Annotated in this window: 16 protein-coding genes; 11 read left to right on the forward strand and 5 right to left on the reverse strand. The window is 67.8% G+C overall.

What is annotated here, in order from left to right:
* The first annotated feature begins 94 nt into the window (after positions 1–94).
* On the forward strand, positions 95–1,450 hold the full coding sequence (locus A9310_RS22275; protein WP_175401197.1) for an IS110 family transposase: 1,356 nt from the start codon (positions 95–97) through the stop codon (positions 1,448–1,450).
* A gap of 277 nt (positions 1,451–1,727) precedes the next feature.
* Here A9310_RS22275 and A9310_RS22280 read toward each other — a convergent pair whose 3' ends face one another.
* Positions 1,728–3,881 carry an acyltransferase family protein gene (locus tag A9310_RS22280; RefSeq protein ID WP_254661319.1) on the reverse strand — a complete coding sequence of 718 codons (2,154 nt, stop codon included), beginning with the start codon at positions 3,879–3,881 and terminating at the stop codon, positions 1,728–1,730.
* A 138-nt stretch (positions 3,882–4,019) separates the two neighbouring features.
* Here A9310_RS22280 and A9310_RS22285 point away from each other — a divergent pair, with 138 nt between their 5' ends.
* The 3 genes from A9310_RS22285 (at position 4,020) to A9310_RS22295 (ending at position 7,069) form a co-directional block, all read left to right on the forward strand.
* A complete protein-coding gene (locus tag A9310_RS22285; RefSeq protein WP_065632434.1) occupies positions 4,020–4,580 on the forward strand; it encodes a dihydrofolate reductase family protein in 561 nt (186 codons plus the stop codon).
* 127 nt (positions 4,581–4,707) lie between these two features.
* The gene (locus tag A9310_RS22290; protein WP_065632435.1) at positions 4,708–6,066 is read left to right on the forward strand and encodes a styrene monooxygenase/indole monooxygenase family protein; all 1,359 of its coding nucleotides are present in this window, start codon (positions 4,708–4,710) and stop codon (positions 6,064–6,066) included.
* A gap of 70 nt (positions 6,067–6,136) precedes the next feature.
* Positions 6,137–7,069 (forward strand): oxidoreductase, encoded by a 933-nt coding sequence (locus A9310_RS22295; RefSeq protein ID WP_065632436.1) that lies wholly within the window; start codon positions 6,137–6,139, stop codon positions 7,067–7,069.
* A gap of 128 nt (positions 7,070–7,197) precedes the next feature.
* On the opposite strand, the gene A9310_RS22300 is transcribed toward A9310_RS22295, so the two are convergent.
* The 3 genes from A9310_RS22300 to A9310_RS22310 form a co-directional block, all read right to left on the reverse strand.
* Entirely contained in the window at positions 7,198–8,283 is a 1,086-nt protein-coding gene (locus A9310_RS22300) for a dihydrodipicolinate reductase (RefSeq protein ID WP_065632437.1), read from the reverse strand.
* A gap of 27 nt (positions 8,284–8,310) precedes the next feature.
* On the reverse strand, positions 8,311–9,408 hold the full coding sequence (locus A9310_RS22305; RefSeq protein WP_065632438.1) for a Rieske 2Fe-2S domain-containing protein: 1,098 nt from the start codon (positions 9,406–9,408) through the stop codon (positions 8,311–8,313).
* A 64-nt stretch (positions 9,409–9,472) separates the two neighbouring features.
* Positions 9,473–10,498: an alpha/beta fold hydrolase gene (locus A9310_RS22310; RefSeq protein ID WP_065632439.1), complete on the reverse strand. Its 1,026-nt coding sequence runs from the start codon at positions 10,496–10,498 to the stop codon at positions 9,473–9,475.
* 392 nt (positions 10,499–10,890) lie between these two features.
* On the opposite strand from A9310_RS22310, the gene A9310_RS22315 reads away from it, so the two are divergent.
* The 7 genes from A9310_RS22315 (at position 10,891) to A9310_RS22345 (ending at position 15,986) form a co-directional block, all read left to right on the forward strand.
* Positions 10,891–11,445, forward strand: coding sequence for a TetR/AcrR family transcriptional regulator (locus A9310_RS22315; RefSeq protein WP_223258919.1), 555 nt, complete (start codon positions 10,891–10,893; stop codon positions 11,443–11,445).
* Between the two features lie 113 nt (positions 11,446–11,558).
* Positions 11,559–12,101, forward strand: a complete 543-nt coding sequence (locus A9310_RS22320) for a hypothetical protein (RefSeq protein ID WP_139104720.1) — start codon at positions 11,559–11,561, stop codon at positions 12,099–12,101.
* Between the two features lie 4 nt (positions 12,102–12,105).
* Positions 12,106–13,335, forward strand: a complete 1,230-nt coding sequence (locus A9310_RS22325; RefSeq protein ID WP_065632442.1) for an Nramp family divalent metal transporter — start codon at positions 12,106–12,108, stop codon at positions 13,333–13,335.
* Entirely contained in the window at positions 13,332–13,703 is a 372-nt protein-coding gene (locus A9310_RS22330) for a PRC-barrel domain-containing protein (protein WP_065632443.1), read from the forward strand. Before A9310_RS22325 ends, A9310_RS22330 begins: the two co-directional genes overlap by 4 nt.
* A complete protein-coding gene (locus A9310_RS22335; protein WP_065632444.1) occupies positions 13,700–14,038 on the forward strand; it encodes a PRC-barrel domain-containing protein in 339 nt (112 codons plus the stop codon). The genes A9310_RS22330 and A9310_RS22335 overlap by 4 nt, the downstream gene beginning before the upstream one ends.
* Positions 14,039–14,153: 115 nt before the next feature.
* On the forward strand, positions 14,154–15,542 hold the full coding sequence (locus tag A9310_RS22340) for a cytochrome P450 (RefSeq protein ID WP_083207492.1): 1,389 nt from the start codon (positions 14,154–14,156) through the stop codon (positions 15,540–15,542).
* Positions 15,543–15,704: 162 nt separating this feature from the next.
* Positions 15,705–15,986, forward strand: coding sequence for a hypothetical protein (locus A9310_RS22345; protein ID WP_065632445.1), 282 nt, complete (start codon positions 15,705–15,707; stop codon positions 15,984–15,986).
* Positions 15,987–15,993: 7 nt separating this feature from the next.
* Here A9310_RS22345 and A9310_RS22350 read toward each other — a convergent pair whose 3' ends face one another.
* Entirely contained in the window at positions 15,994–16,716 is a 723-nt protein-coding gene (locus A9310_RS22350; protein WP_083207504.1) for a cutinase family protein, read from the reverse strand.
* Positions 16,717–16,736: the final 20 nt, after the last annotated feature.

Genomic DNA, 16,736 nt, shown 5'->3' on the forward strand with positions numbered 1-16,736 from the left:
CCCCTAGTAATAGCTGGAAGGGCTGGTAACTGGGACATCCTCCTGATGTGGTCATAAGGGGCTTGGTTATCCCAACCACAAAAGGAGGATGTCAATGTCTAAGGCTAGTCGTTTGAGTCGTGGAGACAAGCGTCGCAACGATCGGTTGAGCAAGTTCCGGGGCATCGTGCGCCGTGACTACGCGGTCGCAGCGATTGATCTGGCGTCGAAAAAGCAAGTTGTCGCTGTGGTCGATCACGACTCCCGCATCGTGGCGCGCAGAACTTTTCACTGCGCGCCACCGCAGTTGGCCACCGCGATCGAGTGGAGCCGTACCGCCGCTACCGCTGCCGGGTTTGCCGGCATCGTCATCGCGTGTGAACCGACCGGGCATCGCTGGAAAACGGTCCGAGACCTGACCGCGGCGGTCGGGGTGCAGATGGTGTGTGTGCAGCCGATCGCGGTGGCACGGGCCCGAGAGACCGAAGRCTTCACCCACGACAAATCCGATGACAAAGACGCCCTGCTGATCGCACGRCTGACCACCCAACTTCATATCTATCTGCCCGAACACGCCGACGAGCAATGGACCCGGCTACGTCACCTCGGCGTACGCCGATCCCAGCAACTCACCCGCCGTGGTGCGGCGCAGCAACAAGCCCGCGACCTCCTCGAAGGCGCCTGGCCCCACGCCCTTGACTGCGCCGGGCAACCGTTCAAATCGGTGACCTGGCTGGCCGCGATGGCCGTCATCGGTTGCACCCCGGAAACGTTGACCGCCCAGGGCAGCCGGGAACAGGCGGTGGCGTGGCTCCGCGAACACGTACGCGCCGAACTGCCCTGCTGGGGTGGGCGTCGGGTCACTACCCGCATCCTGGTCGCGATCGTCGATGCCGCTTTCGCCGTCCAGACCGAGACCACGATCACCGCCGAGGCCGGTGCGCTGGAACGGGCCCGCTACGCCTTGGCCGACTTTCACCACGCCCGCACCGCCTGCGAGCAGGTCGAGGCGGCCATGATCGAGGTCCTCACCGGGCTGGGCCTGCACGAACTCGCCGGATCCATTCCCGGAGTATCGGCGGTCTCGGTGGCGGCGATCCTCGCCGAAACCGGTGACCTGACCCGCTTCGACTCGGCGCGGGCGGTAGTCAAACATGCCGGACTATGCCCCCGGGAGAACTCCTCCGGCGCCTACCGCGGCGCCACCCGCATCAGYGGTCGTGGCCGGCCGCTGTTGCGGGTCGCCGCCTGGCGAGCGGCGTTCGCGGCGTTGACCCACAACGAGGTATACGCCGCCCGCTATCGGCACCTGACCAGCCGAGAAGCAAACCGCCTCAACCCCAACCAGGCCCGGGTAGCGATCGCCGCGGCTCTGTTGCGGCAGCTATACGTCGTCATCACCACCGCCACGCCGTGGAACCCTGACATCGCTGCCGGCCGTACCCGACCCGTAGAAAGGACCGCCGCCTGACCCCTAAACCCCTTCCGGCCGGGACAAGCTCGCTGCTCCTTGGGCACATAAGCCCGACCCTGAGCCTGAGCAGTCCCACCCCGGCGCGAACCAAGCTCGAATGAAGGCTGTTGGGTACCAACCCGTTTGACCGCTAGGTAGAGCCCGCGCCAGGCAACGACCCCGGCCATCCAAAACCCCACCATCATCCATCCCGCAGCCACCACCGGCCGCCGGGCCACACCCCCACGCCCACACCCATCACAGGACCCTGTTGACACAAACCCTCATAGGCTGCTCAGGGAGCGTGCCACACCAGGATGTTCCCGACGACCGCGGGGCAGTACTCGTCGTCGCACATGGCGTCGGTGTAGTCGAGGAAGCTCATGTTGGGGAACTCGCCGGCGAGCGCGGCGGCGGGGTCGGCCGGCGCCATCGCCTGTGCTCGGGGCACGCCGCACACCTCGGGTTTGCGTCCGCTGGCGAGACACTCCGGCGGCTTGAGTTGTCCGGTCGCCCAGGGGTTGTCGCGGACCGCGACGACCCGCTGCCCGCGGTCGCGGAACTCGGCGAAGATCTCTTCGTAGTCCTTGGGGACGTAGTCGCCGTCGCCCGACTCGACGGGCCGGGTGCTGTTGGTGAACACGACATCCGGCTTGTCGACGGCGAGCCGCTCCATGACGCGACGCGACCAGTCGTTGCACTGGTAGTACTTCTGGCCGAACCACGTGAACACGTGCTCGGTCGTGAGGGCGCACCCGACCTTGAGGTAGGTGGTCACGCGGAAGTCGTGGCGCTTGCCGATGGCGTCGAGCGCGGTGATCCACTGTTCCGCATGCGAACCGCCGACCAGCGCGATGGTTCGGGTGGCGTTCACGTCGCCGTAGTACCCGACCTTGATGGACGGGTCCTTCCAGCCGCTGATGATCGAGTCGTAGGAGGTGATCGGCCAGTCCATGTCGACGACTTGGGGACTCGGTTGTGCGGTCACGTTCGGTACCGGAGCGCCGTCGAGGAAGGCCCGCGCACCCGGGTACAGCCGTGGGTCGAGGTTCTGGGTGTCGAGGGTGGCGTTGGCGGCGTCGCGCTGCCAGGTCACCGCGGCGGCGCCGGCTGCGACACTGATGACGACCAGTACCGCGACGAGGGCGCGCCGGTAGCCTCTGGTCTTCTCGAACGGCGGCCGCGCGACCACGCCATCGGCATCGGGCGGCACCGGGGACTGCTTCCGCTTCGCCGACCCGGCACGCAGCGGCGCCTCGACGTACTTCGTGGTCAGCCAGGCGAGCAGCACGGACACGGCCAGGATGGCGGTGCCCTCGAACCACGAGACATCGTCCTGATAGCGCCACGCCAGGTAGAAGATGAGCAGCGGCCAGTGCCACAGGTACAGCGCGTAGGCGATCGAGCCCAGCCACACCAGCCGGGGATGGGCGAGACCGCGGCTCACCCCGGATCGGATCGAGGTCTGGCCGGACGCCGTCTTCTGATCGACGGGGGCCTGATCGATGGGGGCGGTCTGGGACGAGCCGACCCAGATGAGGATCAGCGTCGCTCCCACGGGGACGAGCGCCCACGCCGCGGGGTATTCCTGGACGCCGGCGATCCACCAGCCACACGTCACGATGAGGCCCAGGGCCACGAGTCCGAGTAGGTCACGCACCCGCTGCGACAGCGCGATCCGCGGCATCCACACCGCGAGGAGTCCGCCCACGAGCGGTTCCCACAGACGGGCCACGGTGTCGTAGTAGGTGAAGGGCTGGTTGATCCCGTGGCGGTAGTTGGCCCACGCGAAGGAGCCCAGTGCGACGACGCCGAGCGCGATCCCGACGACTCCACGGACCACCTTGGGGTCGGCGAAGAATGCGGATCGCCGGCCGAGGGCACGCAGCACCGCGCCCAGTGCCAGCGCGCAGACGAGGGTGAGGACGAAGAACTGGCCCTGCATCGACATGGACCAGAGATGCTGCATCGGGCTGTTCGCGGAGTCGGCGGCCGCGTAGTCCTGCGACTCGAACGCGAGGTGCCAGTTCTGGTAGTACAGGGCACTGGCCTGCAGTTCGGCCCCGAGCGGTCCCCAACGCGTCGTCGGCATGATCAGCGCGATCAATCCGGCGGTGACCGCGAGGACCAGCAGCAGAGCGGGCAGCAACCGGCGCAGGAGCCGGGAGAATCGCGGCCACGGATTGATCGCCGCGCCCCAGGAACTCGTCGCGGGCTGGGTCGCCAGGACGTGCTTGAGCAGAGACGCGACGAAGAAGTAGCCGGACAGGGTCAGGAAGACGTCGACGCCGCCGGACACCCGGCCGAACCAGACGTGGAAGATCGCGACCAGCGCGATCGCGATGCCGCGCAGCCCGTCGAGGTCCAACCGGTACCCGGACGTGTTGCCGGTCGCGGCGTCCTCGTTCGGGGTTGCGACGGGTGTCGCATCGGTCAGGGGCGTACGCACAGAGGGCGATGGTACTTGCCCGCACCTGAGGGAAGCCTGGCACGAGCGGGGTGTCGTCGGACCTCACAGCTGACTCGTGGATTCACCTGCTGCGTCGGAGTCCGCGACTGTGTCGGCGAGGCGTCGTAACATCCCCGCATGCTGCTCTTGTCGATGGGCGTCTCGGTGGACGGCTTCATCTCCGACCGCGACGGCAACTTCAACTGGTCGGTCCCCTCTGACGATCTGTTCGCGTTCCACACCGAACGGGTCGGCGAGCTCGGCGCGTTCGTGTGCGGCCGCCGGCTCTACGAGACGATGCTGGTTTGGGAGACGGACCCGCGGATGCGTGAGAACGACGCGGATGCCGCGTTCGCCGACCTCTGGTCGGCGCTGCCCAAGGTGGTCTTCAGCCGCACCCTCACGTCGGTCGAGGGCAACGCGCGGTTGGCGCAGGGATCGCTGGCCGACGAGCTCACCGCGGTGCTGGACTCGACCGACGGCGACGTGGAGATCGGCGGCGCCGACTTGGCCCGGCAGGCAATCGAACTCGGATTCGTCGACGAGTTCCGCATCTTCCGCTACCCGGTCATCGTCGGTGGCGGTACCCCGTTGCTGCCGCCGGTCGCCGACACGCTCCGGCTGTCGCTCGCCGAGACCCGGACCTACGGCGGACAGGTGATCTACGAGCGGTACCGCCGGGTTCGCGACGACGCGTAGCGTCCTCACCCGAGCCGGCGCCGACGCACCGATTCGTTCTCGGTGCGTCTAACCCTTCAGCCACACCGATCGCCCCGGCACGCTGTCGAGCAGTCATTCCACGCCGACAACCAGGGGAGATCCATTCATGACAGCACGACGATCGGTCGCGATCATCGGGGCCGGGCTGGCCGGGACCAGCGCCGCCCTCGGCTTCCTCGACGCCGGGTTCGACGTCACGCTCTACAGCGACCGGGACCGCGAGTCGTTGCGCGACAAGGTGCCGCCGACCGGTGTCGGTGTCCTGTTCGGCAAGTCCCGCGAGTGGGATGCCGAGATCATCGAGGACCTGTACGAGGTCAGCAACACCACCGGCATCAGCGCCCGGTTGTACTCCGGCAGCGGCGACGAGCGCGCCGCGGTCCTCGAGTTCAACCCGGATTACGGCTACGTCGCCCAGGCCGTCGACCTCCGCCTCCGCGCCGACGACCGGCTCGCCCGGTTCCTCGACCGCGGCGGCCGATTCGAGGTCGGACAGGTCGGCCTCGACCGTCTCGACGCGATCGCCGCCGACGCCGACATCACCCTCGTCGCCACCGGCAAGGGCGGACTGTCGACGCTGTTCCCGGTCGACGAGTCACGCACGCATTACCGGGAACCGCAGCGTCGTCTGCTGCAGGTCACCCTGACCGGCGTCGACCACGGCCCGGAGTCCTTCGCCTACCGCAGCAGCGCGGGCGGCGACCACTCCCTGTTCAACCTGGATGCGCAGAACGGTGAGATCTTCGTCGGACCGTTCCTGCACAAGGACGCCGGCCCGACGTGGTCGTTCATCGTCTTCGCCAAGCCCGACGGGGCGTGGGCCGCCCGGATCGACGACGTCCACGACGCGGTCTCGGCCCGGCAGGCCATCTCCGGCATCTTCGCCGAATACTTCCCGGAGGATGCGCCGGTCATCGACCGGTTGCAGGTCATCGAGTCCGATCCGGTGTCGTGGCTCAAGGGTGCGGTCACCCCGACCGTGCGGCAGGCCGTCGCCACCACCGCGGGTGGACATCCGGTCGCGGCGATCGGTGACACCGCGATCGCCGTCGACCCGGTGGCGGGGCAGGGTGCGCAGAACTCGCTGATCCAGGTCGCCGAACTGGTGAAGGCCGCTCGCGGCCACGAGGGCGAGTTCACCGCCGAATGGCTGTCGGCGGAATTCGAGAAGCATTGGGAGCGACGCGGACGGGCTGCCGTCGAGGTCACCCGTCTCTACCTGGGCGACCCCGACTACGCGACCCACCTGGAGTTGTCGTTTCCGGCTGCCGCCGTCAGTCCCGCCATCGCGTCGGCCCTGTTCGGTCTCCTCTCCGAACCGAATCCGCTGCTCGGTCTGCGGACCCGCGAGGACGTGGAGGGCTTCATCGCCGCGGTGGCCGGAGAGCCGCACGACGAGGTCCTCGCCCGCTTCGCGCCGGCCGGACAATTCAGCAGCGCCGCCCCGGAGGCCGTGAGCGCCTGACTCTCGCTCCCTCAGGCGCCATGTGATACGAACAACATCGTCGTTCGAGCCGGTGCCGGAGGGGGCAGATGTGAAGTCGGGGTGGACGTTGGCCGACGCGCCTCCGCAAACCGGACGGGTCGCGGTGGTGACCGGGGCGAACTCGGGGATCGGGCGCGAGATCGCGCTCGGGCTGGCGACTCTGGGCGCGCGCGTGGTGCTGGCGTGCCGTAACCCGCAGACGTCGGCCGAGGCTCGCGACGACATCGTGGGCAAGGTCCCCGGGGCAGAGTTGGAGCTCGTCGATCTCGACCTTGCGAGTCTCAATTCCGTCCATGACGCCGCCGCCGAGATCCGGCGGCGTCATCCTCGGCTCGATCTGCTGGTCAACAACGCCGGGGTCATGCGGGCGCGGCGCGAACTGACCCCCGATGGTTTCGAGATGGACTTCGGCACGAATTATCTCGGTCACTACGCACTCACCGGGCTCCTGACCGATCGCCTGCTCGCCGCGGACTCGGCACGCGTGGTCACCGTGGGCAGCCATGTCCACCGGGCGGGCTCGATCGACTTCGCCGATCTGCCGATGGACCGCAGTTTCAGTACCGCCGCAGCGTATTCGCGTGCGAAGCTCGCCCAGATGCTGTTCGCAATGGAACTCGACCGCCGGATGAGAAGTGCTGAGGTGTCTGCGATCTCGCTGGCGGCCCACCCCGGAGGCACCCGGACCGGGGTGATGCGTGAGCAGAGCCGGTTCCTCCAGTGGGCCTACCACGCGCCGTCGCTGCGCTGGCTCACCGACCGGTTCATCATGGACCCGCCCGACGGTGCCCTGCCGGTTCTTCGTGCCGCCACCGATCCGAAGGCTCAGGGCGGCGACTACTACGGTCCGGTCGGCAGTCTCGGGCTCGTTGGTCCGCCCGTACTGGTCGAGCCGTCGGTGAAGGCCAAGGACCGCGACGTCGCCGCACGGCTGTGGGACATCGGTGCCGAGCTCACCGGGGTGACCATCGACCTCGGTTGACTTCTTGTCAGAGCTTGAACCGACCCCCATTGCTCCCTGAGGTGCGAGGAGCGAAGCGACCATTATTCTTGCTCCCTGAGGTGCGAGGAGTGCTAGCGACGAGCCACGAAGGGTCGCAACACGTTCCGTCAGATCGCGAACCGCCCGGCGAATGATCGCAGCGGGAGGTCGGCACTCGTCACGATGCCCGGAGGTGCCGCCACGACGGACCGGATCGAGTTGAGGGCCGGGAGTCCGGTGACGGTCATGCCGATGGATGCGAAGTTCTCCGGCTTGCTGAGGTCGAAGCCCTTACGCGGGAAGATCATGTGCTTGGAGTAGATGTTCGGGTCGCCGGTGACCTGGGTGATGTAGCAGGCCTGGATGTTCCACGACGGATCGGTGTGCGGTGTCATCTGCCATTCGAGGTGGGATTCGACGCGCGCGACGCCGTCGACCATGCCCTGGTACTTGATGTAGCTGCCGCCCAGCGAACCCTCCGGGAGCTGATACCAGCCGAGGTCGACGTCCTTGGTGCAGGCGCCCAGCTCGTAGGAGAACGCCACCTCGTCGAGTTCGAGGTCGAAGGCGTCGGCCATCAGGTAGACGGAGTCCGCGAACACCGCGGTGTACTTGTACAGCGAGTCGGGGATGCTCGGATCGTCCACGGGCAGGCCGTAACCCACCGCCTTCCAGGTGTCCACGGAGTGGTGGCAGGAGACGTCGACGGACTCGATGATCGTCACGTTCTCGATGTCGGCCACATCGGCGGTGTGCACGATGCCGAGGATCTGCGCGAGACCGGGGTTCATGCCGGTGCCGTAGAAGGTCGCGCCGCCGCGCTCGCAGGCCTCGGCGATCACCTCGCTGACCTTGCGTCCCGAATGGTGCGGGTGGTTGGTGTCGCGGTGGAAACCGGTGATCCAGTCCGCGGTGGTCACGACGTTGATTCCGGCTTCGAGGACCTGGACGTAGAGATCCTCGTCGGGGAAGACGCCGTAGAAGGTGAGGACATCCGGACGGGCGGCGATGATCTCCTCGACCGTGCCGGTGGCCGTCACCCCGATCGGGTCGAGCCCGACGATCTCACCGGCGTCGCGGCCGATCTTGTCTGGCGTATAACAATGCAGCCCAACCAGTTCGAGGTCGGGATGCGACTGGATGCGCCCGATCATCTCGGTGCCCAGATTGCCGGTGGCGACCTGGAAGACCCGGACTTGTTCGGTGGTGGTCATGACAGATCCTCTCGGGCTGAATGTATGTCAGGATTGCGTGGCGGCGCGTAGCGCCTCGAGCTCGGAACGGCGGATGCGGACGAAGTCATCGCCTTGTGGCAGCACCGCTCCACTCGACGACGACGGATCGGCATCGTCGGGCCCGCCGTCGGGGTAGAACTGTCGCGCCCACTTGCGAAGTGCGGTGAAGCCCTCGAACTCCTTGCGGGACAGTGCAGGTGGATCGGAGTAGCGTTGGTGTGCCCAGATGTCGATGTCGGCGGCGAACTGCTCGATGACGAGGTCGGCCATCACGGTCCCGTAGCGGGTGATCTCGCCGGTGCCCTCGCCCGGCTTGCGGCCGATCCACACGGTGAACCGGACGTCGGAGGTGTGCTCGTCGACCGGGGTGACCGCCGGCATCGTGCGGTTGTCGACCATGCCCCAACTCTTGGTGATCGAACAACCCAGCCCGGCGTTGATGGATTCCACTCCGCTGGTGGCGTTCTCGAGTGTTGCGCCCTCCTCGAAGGCGATGGTGAAGTCGACGTGCGACACCGGCCCGTCGAAGTCGTGCCGGGTGAACTCGGGCATGAACGGTGTCTTGTGGACGAACTTGAAGTGGGCGAAGTCGACGCCGTTCTCCATGATGTACTGCGGGTGGATCTCGAGTCCCGGACGGAAGAGGGTGGCCGCGGGGACCGGCGGATAGTAGTCGGCCGCGGTGCTGTCGTCGCCGAAGTCACCGAAGATGTCGGGAACATCGAAATATGGAGGGCGACCGTCGGTGTCGTGCCAGATCCAGACGGCCTCGTTGCGCTCGACGACCGGATAGCTGCGGATGCGGCGTCCCCGGTTGGGGTGTTTCTCGTACGGGATGCACACGTTGCGCCCCTCGCGGTTCCACTCCCAGCCGTGGAACGGACACACCAGGCTCTCGCCGTCGACGTGGCCGCCGTGCCCGAGATGGGCGCCGAGGTGTTCGCAGTAGGCATCGAAGACGGAGACCGCACCGGAGCGGGATCGCCAGGCGACCATCTCGCGCCCGAAGTACTTCATCGTGTGGACCGCCCCGACCGGGATCTCCGAGCACCAGGCGACCTGGAACCAACCGGTGGGTGTCATCGACAGCGGCGTTCTCGCCATGCGGCAACCGTAGGTCCCGCGCGACGAGAATACAAGAGGGCTCTATGAAAAAGGGCGTGCCTGGTCAGCTGGCGGTTTCGGCGAGCTCCGGACTCGGTGACGCGGAATGCATGACCCGATGGATCTCGGCCGTGAAGTCCTCGGCGGCCTCGATGTTCGACGCGTGACCGGTGTCGAGGACGACCAGGCGATCGAGGTAGCCGCGAACCGACAGGGCATGCGCGATGCGCTGGGTCATCGCGTGCGGGAGAAGGAGGTCGTGCCGCCCGCCGATGACCGTGGTCGGCACGGTTATGGCGTCGGCGCCGGCGGGTCCCATCGCCAACTGGAGAAGGGCCACGGCGGACTTCGCGCGGGAGCTGGGCGAGCACGAGCGGGTCATCGCGAGGACGAACGCGGCGTGATCGACGGTCGCCGATCGGCCGTTCAGGATGCGATGCCGGATGACGCTCCGCGTGAACCGATCTCCCGGGAACGGAACCGGTATGGACAGCGCCATCTGCAGCAGCCACAGCGGCGCCTTGATCGGGCCGTTGACGAGCGGCAGGACCCGGCTCTCGGTGGCGACCCCGCCCCAGGTGGTGTTGGCGAGAACCATTGCGGTGGCTCGTGACTCGGCCTGACCGCGATGCCGGTGAGCCCAGGCCTGCAGGGTGATGCCGCCCATGCTGTGCCCGACGAACACGGCTGTGGCTGCTTCCGGGAGCGTCTGGGAGACCACGGTGGACAGGTCATCGGCCAAGACGTCGGTGTCGAACGCGCGACGGCCCCAGGTGCTCTCGCCGTGGCCGCGCTGGTCGTAGGCGATGACGTGGTAGCGCTCGGCCATCGCATTGATCTGCGGATTCCAGTACTCGACACAACACGACCAACCATGCACGAGAACGAGTACGGGAGCGTCCGCGGGTCCGTGATGGACGACGCGCAGCCGCGCGCCGTCGTCGGTCACCGCCCATGAGGTCCGTTCGGGTTCGCGGCTGTTGAACAGCGTGTCCTTGTAGACGCGGTTGCGGAGTCGGCGACGCGCCTCGGCCGGCAGCAGGCCGGACAGGGCGTGGCGGGCGGCTCCGATGCCGGTCGCTGCATTCATGTCGTCCCCCTCGGACCACCGGTGACTTGTGTCACATCGGCTGCACAATGATACAAACTCTTGCTGTCTGTATCTACCGCTTCGGGTAACGGTTTGTGCCAAATGTCGGGTTGTGTCCGAACGGGCCGGCTGCCTCGTCGGACGATGGTCGTCCGCACTTCGTCGCGATCGACCCGACGGACGGGTAGCCGAGCGAACGATCGCCAAACATCGCGCCGGTCAGCGCATTGCCGCTACGCCATGACCGCGGTCAGCAGCGGCTACGATCGGCAGCCATGGTTCCCGGCGAATCCCGCACCTCCGACGTCCGCGTGGACGACGGATCCCCCGACGGCGGTACGGGCAGCGTCACCCGGCGGGTGAACAGGCGCGGCCAGGCGACGCGCGAGGCGATGCTCGACGCCGCGCTCGCCTCGTTGGCCACCGGCGACCCCGCCTCCGTGTCGGGCAATCGGATCGCCAAGGACATCGGCGCGACGTGGGGCGCGGTCAAGTATCAATTCGACGACATCGACGGTCTGTGGGCGGCGGTGCTGCATCGGACCGCGGAGCACCGCGGCGACCTCCCGATGAGTGTGAAACCCGATGCGCCGCTGGCGGAGCGGGTCGCGGCCATCGTCGACCTCATGTACGACGGACTGACCGCGCCCGAATCCCGTGCGATCGAGACCCTGCGGGCGGCCCTGCCGCGCGATCCGGACGAGTTGCGTCGGATGTTTCCCAAGACCGCCGCCGAGTTCGCGTCGTGGGGGCCGTCGTGGATCGATTCGTGCCAGCGCGCTTTCGCCGACCTCGACGTCGATCCGGAGCGGGTACGTGAGGTCGCGGCGTTCCTGCCCGGGGCCATGCGGGGCCTGGTGTCGGAGAAGCAGCTCGGCACCTTCCAGGATCAGCAGTTGGCCCGACGTGGCCTGGCGAGGGCCATCGTCGCGCTGCTCGCGGGCTGAGGAACCGCCCCGACGGGCCAAATCCGCGCTCGGGGGCATCGCCGACCAGTGGATTGCGCATGACCGGTGCCGGTTTCGCTCGCTGTCCCGCGGGCTATTCCACGAGGCGGCCTGTGGCGGACGCGGACCGCCTCGACGCCAGGACGCGACAGAAGGGGACGGTGATGCTGCTGCCGACCGGGCTGACGGCCGGATCGACCACGCTGCGCGCGGTTCTCGCGTGCGGACTGTGTCTGCTCCTCCTCGCCGGGTGCGCCCGGCAGCCCGGCGGCGTGACGGCCGAGCTGTCGCATTCGTCCGGCGACGTGGTGAGCTCGGTCGCCTCCGGCGAGGAGGGGCTGCGCCTGTGGACCGAGGACCGCGCACCGCGACAGTATGTGCGCGTCCTCTTCGACGACCTCATCGAGCAGTCACTGTCCGCCTACGGGGCGGTCGTCAACCTCGACATCGACAACGTGGCCGATGAACCGATGCGGGCGGGCGTCGAGGACGCCATGGGCGAGGCCACCCGGGTTCTCGTCTCCGCCCGCTCGGTGACGCTGCTCGACCGCGAGGACCCGCGGGTCGCCGAGTCGCTCGACGCGTTGAGCAAGGTCGGCGAGCGGCTGCAGCGGATCGTCGACGACCCCCGTTCCGCAGCCGGCGGGAGGGGATGAACCGGTGAAGACGATCTTCGGCGTCGCGCTCGGCATCCTGACCGCCATCGGCGGCTTCCTCGACATCGGCGACATCGTCACCAACGCGGTGGTCGGCTCGCGATTCGGTTTCAGCCTGGTGTGGGTCGTCGTGGTCGGCGTCATCGGCATCTGTCTGTTCGCCGAGATGTCCGGGCGGGTCGCCGCGGTGAGCGGACGCAGTACCTTCGAGATCATCCGGGAACGACTCGGCCCGCGGATGGGTGCGGCCAACCTCGTCGCCTCGCTGTTCGTCACCGGACTCACCCTCACCGCCGAGATCGGCGGAATCGCACTGGCGCTGCAACTGGCCAGCGGGGTCGCGCCGCTGCTGTGGGTGCCGGTCGCCGCGTTCGGTGTGTGGATAATCCTGTGGCGGGCCAACTTCAAGATCATGGAGAACGTGACCGGCCTGCTCGGCCTGTGCCTGGCCGTGTTCGGCGTGGTCTTCTTCCTGTTGCAACCGCCCTGGGGTGAGGTGTGGAGTCAGATGACGGCGCCCTCGATCCCGTCACAGGAGTCGGTACCCACCTACTGGTACTACGCCATCGCGCTGTTCGGTGCGGCGATGACACCGTACGAGGTCTTCTTCTTCTCCTCGGGCGGTATCGAGGAGGGTTGGCGGCGTAAGGATCTCGCCCGAGAGCGATGGAATGTGCTGGTCGGATTCCCCCTCGGCGGCCTTGGTTCGATCGCGATAGCCGGCGCCGCAGCGCTCTACCTGATGCCCGCCGACATCTCGGTGGACTCGCTGTCGCAGGTCGTCTTACCCGTGGCGCAGGCCGGCGGACAGCTTGCGCTCGCCTTCGCGATCATCGGGCTGGTCGCGGCGACGACCGGCGCGGCCCTCGAGACGGCGCTGTCGACCGGCTACTCCATCGCCCAGTACGCCGGATGGCCCTGGGGCGCAGCCAAGAAGCCGTTCCAAGCGGCACGGTTCCACCTCGTGATCATCGTGTTCCTCCTCGGGGGAGTGCTGATCCTGCTGACCGGCGTCGATCCGATCATGGTCACCGAGTATTCGGTCGTGTTCTCCGCGGTCGCCCTGCCGTTGACCTATCTACCGATCCTCGTGGTGGCGAATGATCGAGAATACATGGGAGACAGAGTGAACGGGCGAGTGATGAACTTCTTCGGAACCATCTACCTGGGCATCAGCGTGGTCGCCTCGGTGGCTGCGATACCACTGCTGATCGTGACGGGGGCGGGGCGGTGAGTGCGCGGGACGACGACCGCGGGTTGTCGCGCCGGGCCACGATCGATCTCCGACTCCATCTGCTGGACAGGCAGATCCATGATCGGGATGGGGTGCCGCTCGGCGTCGTCGACGACGTCGAGATCGAGATGCCGGAGGATGGTCCGCCGCGGGTCTCCGCCCTGCTCACCGGCCGCGCGCTCTTCTACCGACTCATCGGCGGCGGGCCGCACATCAGCGAACTCGACCGCATCCCCTTCGACCGCGTGCGCGACATCGATGTGCGCGTCGCGATCGACGACGCGCAGGAGGAACTCGAACTCGCGTGGCCGGAACGATGGTGCCGGGATCACATCGTCGCGCGCATCCCCGGGAGCGGGAAGCGATGATTGCCAGCGACCTGTTGAGCTGCACCGTCCGAGGATCGGACGGCGATCACGTCGGCCACGTGATCGACCTGCGCTTCGAGGTGGAGGACGACGCACTGAGGCTGGTCGGGTTGCTCGTCAACCGCCGGAATCGCGTGTCCTTCCTCGGGTACGAACGCCAGGGGGTCGTGCGGCCATGGGCGCTGAACCGGTTCTTCGCGTGGTTGCACCGCGGCACCGTGCTCATCCCATGGGACGACGTGGAGACCGTCGAGGACGGGACGGTCTACCTCCGGGACGGCTTCCATCGCCTCGACGCCTCGCTCGACACCGCCGGCGACCGCGGCTCGTCCTGAGAGTCCGGGACGCACAGACGACGGTTTGGTCAGCACGGTCGACGGGTAGACCGGGGGCAGCCGACGCCGCGGTCCGCCCGGCGTGAATCCGCTGTGGTGAGGAGAGCCGTCGTAGATGTCACGGGGACCCGATGATGACGTGCAGGAAAGCGCAGGCCAGGCGACCACGACGCCGCGGCTGGCGCGAGCAGGACTCCTCGACACCGGCCGCATCCTGGCCGGTGTGCTCGCCCCGGTGATCGCCGAAGGTGTTGTGGCGCGGCGCAAGTCGATGGTCCGTCTCGGTGGGCGATTGGACACCCACGGTCGGGCGGCGCGGGTGCTGAACGGTCTGCGGTCCAGATACGACGACGCCGACGCGCTGGCACTCACCTTCCCGCGTTCGATGGTGCTCGCGTTGCGACCTCCGGCGGTGACCGCGACCCTCGACGGCACGCCCGACCCGTTCACCCCGGCGTCCAAGGAGAAGGTCGCGGCGCTGTCGCGCTTCCAGCCGACGGGCGTGTTGATCTCGGACAACCGGCATCGCCGGGCCCGTCGTGAACTGAACGAACTGGCGCTGCAGACCTCCTCCGACGTGCACTCCCTGCACCGACGATGCGGACAGATCGTTGAATCCGAGATCGCGGAGCTGCTCCCCACCCTCACCGACGGCCGTCTGACCTGGGATGCATACGCCGTCGCGCACTGGCGCATGGTGCGCCGTTTCGTCTTCGGTGACGCGGCCCGCGACGACGAGAAGGTGACCGACCTGCTGACTGCGCTGCGTCGGGATGCCAACTGGGGCCCGGTCTTCCCGTACCGGTCCACCACCTACAACAACTTCCGGCGGCGTCTCGACCACCTGGTGGCCTCCGCGCCCGACGACTCGCTCGCCGGGGTCACGAGGGACGCACTGGACAGTCCGGGCTCGCTGGACCCGACCGGCCAGATCCCGCACTGGCTGTTCGCATTCGACGCGGTCGCGGTGGCCGTCCACCGATCGCTCGCGCTGTTGGCCGCCCACCCCGCGACCGCTGCGGCGGCGCGGAGCGAGATCGCCGACGGGGATCCCGGCGAGGCGCGCCTGCTGCCGACACTCCGTGCGACCGTTTTGGAATCGCTTCGCTTGTGGCCGACGACCCTCGCCATCCTGCGCCAGGCGAGCAGGGATGTCCCGTGGGACGGCGGCGCGGTCTCCGAGGGTGCGACCACGATCGTGATCGCGGAGTTCTTCCAGCGCGACGACGACGCGATGGACTTCGCCCAGCGTTTCACCCCCGAGGCCTGGACCGACGGTCGAGCGCAGAGACTCGCCGGTGTCGTCCCCTTCAGCGATGGCCCGGGCGAATGCCCGGGACGCAACGTGGTCCTGATGTTCAGCACGGCGGTGCTGGCGGCGATCTGCCGGGATCACGAACTCGACGACAACGTGCTCGCGCCACGTGTGCGCGGCGGCGACGTCGAGATGCCACGCGCCTTCGACCATTTCGATCTCACCGTCTCGCTCCGAGCCGCGCCCTGACATCCCGGGTCACGCAGGGTTGACGAGAGCCTGTCCTGGGTATGAACAGCGCACCGATCAGCGGTTGACGTCGGACGCCCGGACGCCGAGACAAGGACAGGGCGGTCCACGGACCGCGATGCCCAATGGTGGGTTTCGGTGCGGCACGATAGGAGACGACCGATGGGGTCTCACTGCAGGACGACGCGCGATCACGACGAGATCCGAGAGTGGGCGACCACCCACCGGGGTGTGCCCGCCCGCGTTCGCGACATCCGGAGCGTCGGCGGAACAGGAATGCTCCGCATCGACTTCGACGGTGCGGTCGACGGCGACCTCGAGCACATCACCTGGGACGAGTGGTTCCAGAACTTCGAGCGCGCCGAACTGGCTCTCGTCTACGAAGCGGAGAAGTCCGACGCCAGCAGGACCTTCGCGAAAGTCGTGCCTGCGCCGGACTTCTGAACCGAGCTCAGACCCGCCGGGCCGCGTACCGGGCGCCCTCGAGCGTCATGCCGTTGACCGAGTAGAGCACGTGCAGGGCATTCGGGCCGCCGACCGGCGCGCCGTCGCAGATGGTGTCGCCGGGGATGCAGTAGCGAACGGTGCGGCTGCGGTACGGTGCGGCCACCTTGACCGGGGGAGCGCCGATGTCGTCGATGAAGCGATCCGACGGCGCGCCGTAGAGCACGATCGCGGCGACGTTGCGCGCCATGTTCGCCGACAGCGGCGGCGGCACGAACCGGTCGTAGGCGGCGTACCGGGCGGGCAGGTCCAGCCCGGCGTGGACGGCGTAGCCGGCGACGACGGCGCCCTGGGAGTAGCCGCCGAGGACGACCTTGGTGTCCGGGCACTTCGCGGCCAGGTACTTGATGCGGTTCTGGGTGGTGCGGACGCCGTCGGCCACCGTGCGCGCGAACTTCAGCCGGTTGTTGAACTGGTCGCTGGCCGGGTACTTGACGCCGTAGGCGCTGACGGACTTGCCCGGCAGCTGCGAGCGAACGGCCTCGACGAAGGAGATCCCGGTGAGGCCCAGCGGCGGAGAGGTCTCCACGGTTCCGCGTGCGAACACGACCTCGACGTCGGAGCACGATGGTGCGGCCTGCGCCGTGGGCGTGCCGACGGCCACCGCCCCCGTGATCGCCGCGATGACACAGAGGACGGAGACACTGAACCGTTTGATCACCAGGCCAATGGTAGAGATCACCTCGCGCG

Source organism: Gordonia sp. UCD-TK1 (genome assembly GCF_001691435.1).
GTDB classification, from domain to species: Bacteria; Actinomycetota; Actinomycetes; order Mycobacteriales; family Mycobacteriaceae; genus Gordonia; species Gordonia hongkongensis.

Bases quoted from the DNA above. Each gene is read 5' to 3' on its own strand.
- A9310_RS22300 (WP_065632437.1), bottom strand. From the start codon at position 8,283: ATGACCACCACCGAACAAGTCCGGGTCTTCCAGGTCGCCACCGGCAAT.
- A9310_RS22310 (WP_065632439.1), bottom strand. From the start codon at position 10,498: ATGAATGCAGCGACCGGCATCGGAGCCGCCCGCCACGCCCTGTCCGGC.
- A9310_RS22335 (WP_065632444.1), top strand. From the start codon at position 13,700: ATGATTGCCAGCGACCTGTTGAGCTGCACCGTCCGAGGATCGGACGGC.
- A9310_RS22340 (WP_083207492.1), top strand. From the start codon at position 14,154: ATGTCACGGGGACCCGATGATGACGTGCAGGAAAGCGCAGGCCAGGCG.
- A9310_RS22290 (WP_065632435.1), top strand. From the start codon at position 4,708: ATGACAGCACGACGATCGGTCGCGATCATCGGGGCCGGGCTGGCCGGG.
- A9310_RS22345 (WP_065632445.1), top strand. From the start codon at position 15,705: ATGGGGTCTCACTGCAGGACGACGCGCGATCACGACGAGATCCGAGAG.
- A9310_RS22315 (WP_223258919.1), top strand. From the start codon at position 10,891: ATGCTCGACGCCGCGCTCGCCTCGTTGGCCACCGGCGACCCCGCCTCC.
- A9310_RS22305 (WP_065632438.1), bottom strand. From the start codon at position 9,408: ATGGCGAGAACGCCGCTGTCGATGACACCCACCGGTTGGTTCCAGGTC.
- A9310_RS22285 (WP_065632434.1), top strand. From the start codon at position 4,020: ATGCTGCTCTTGTCGATGGGCGTCTCGGTGGACGGCTTCATCTCCGAC.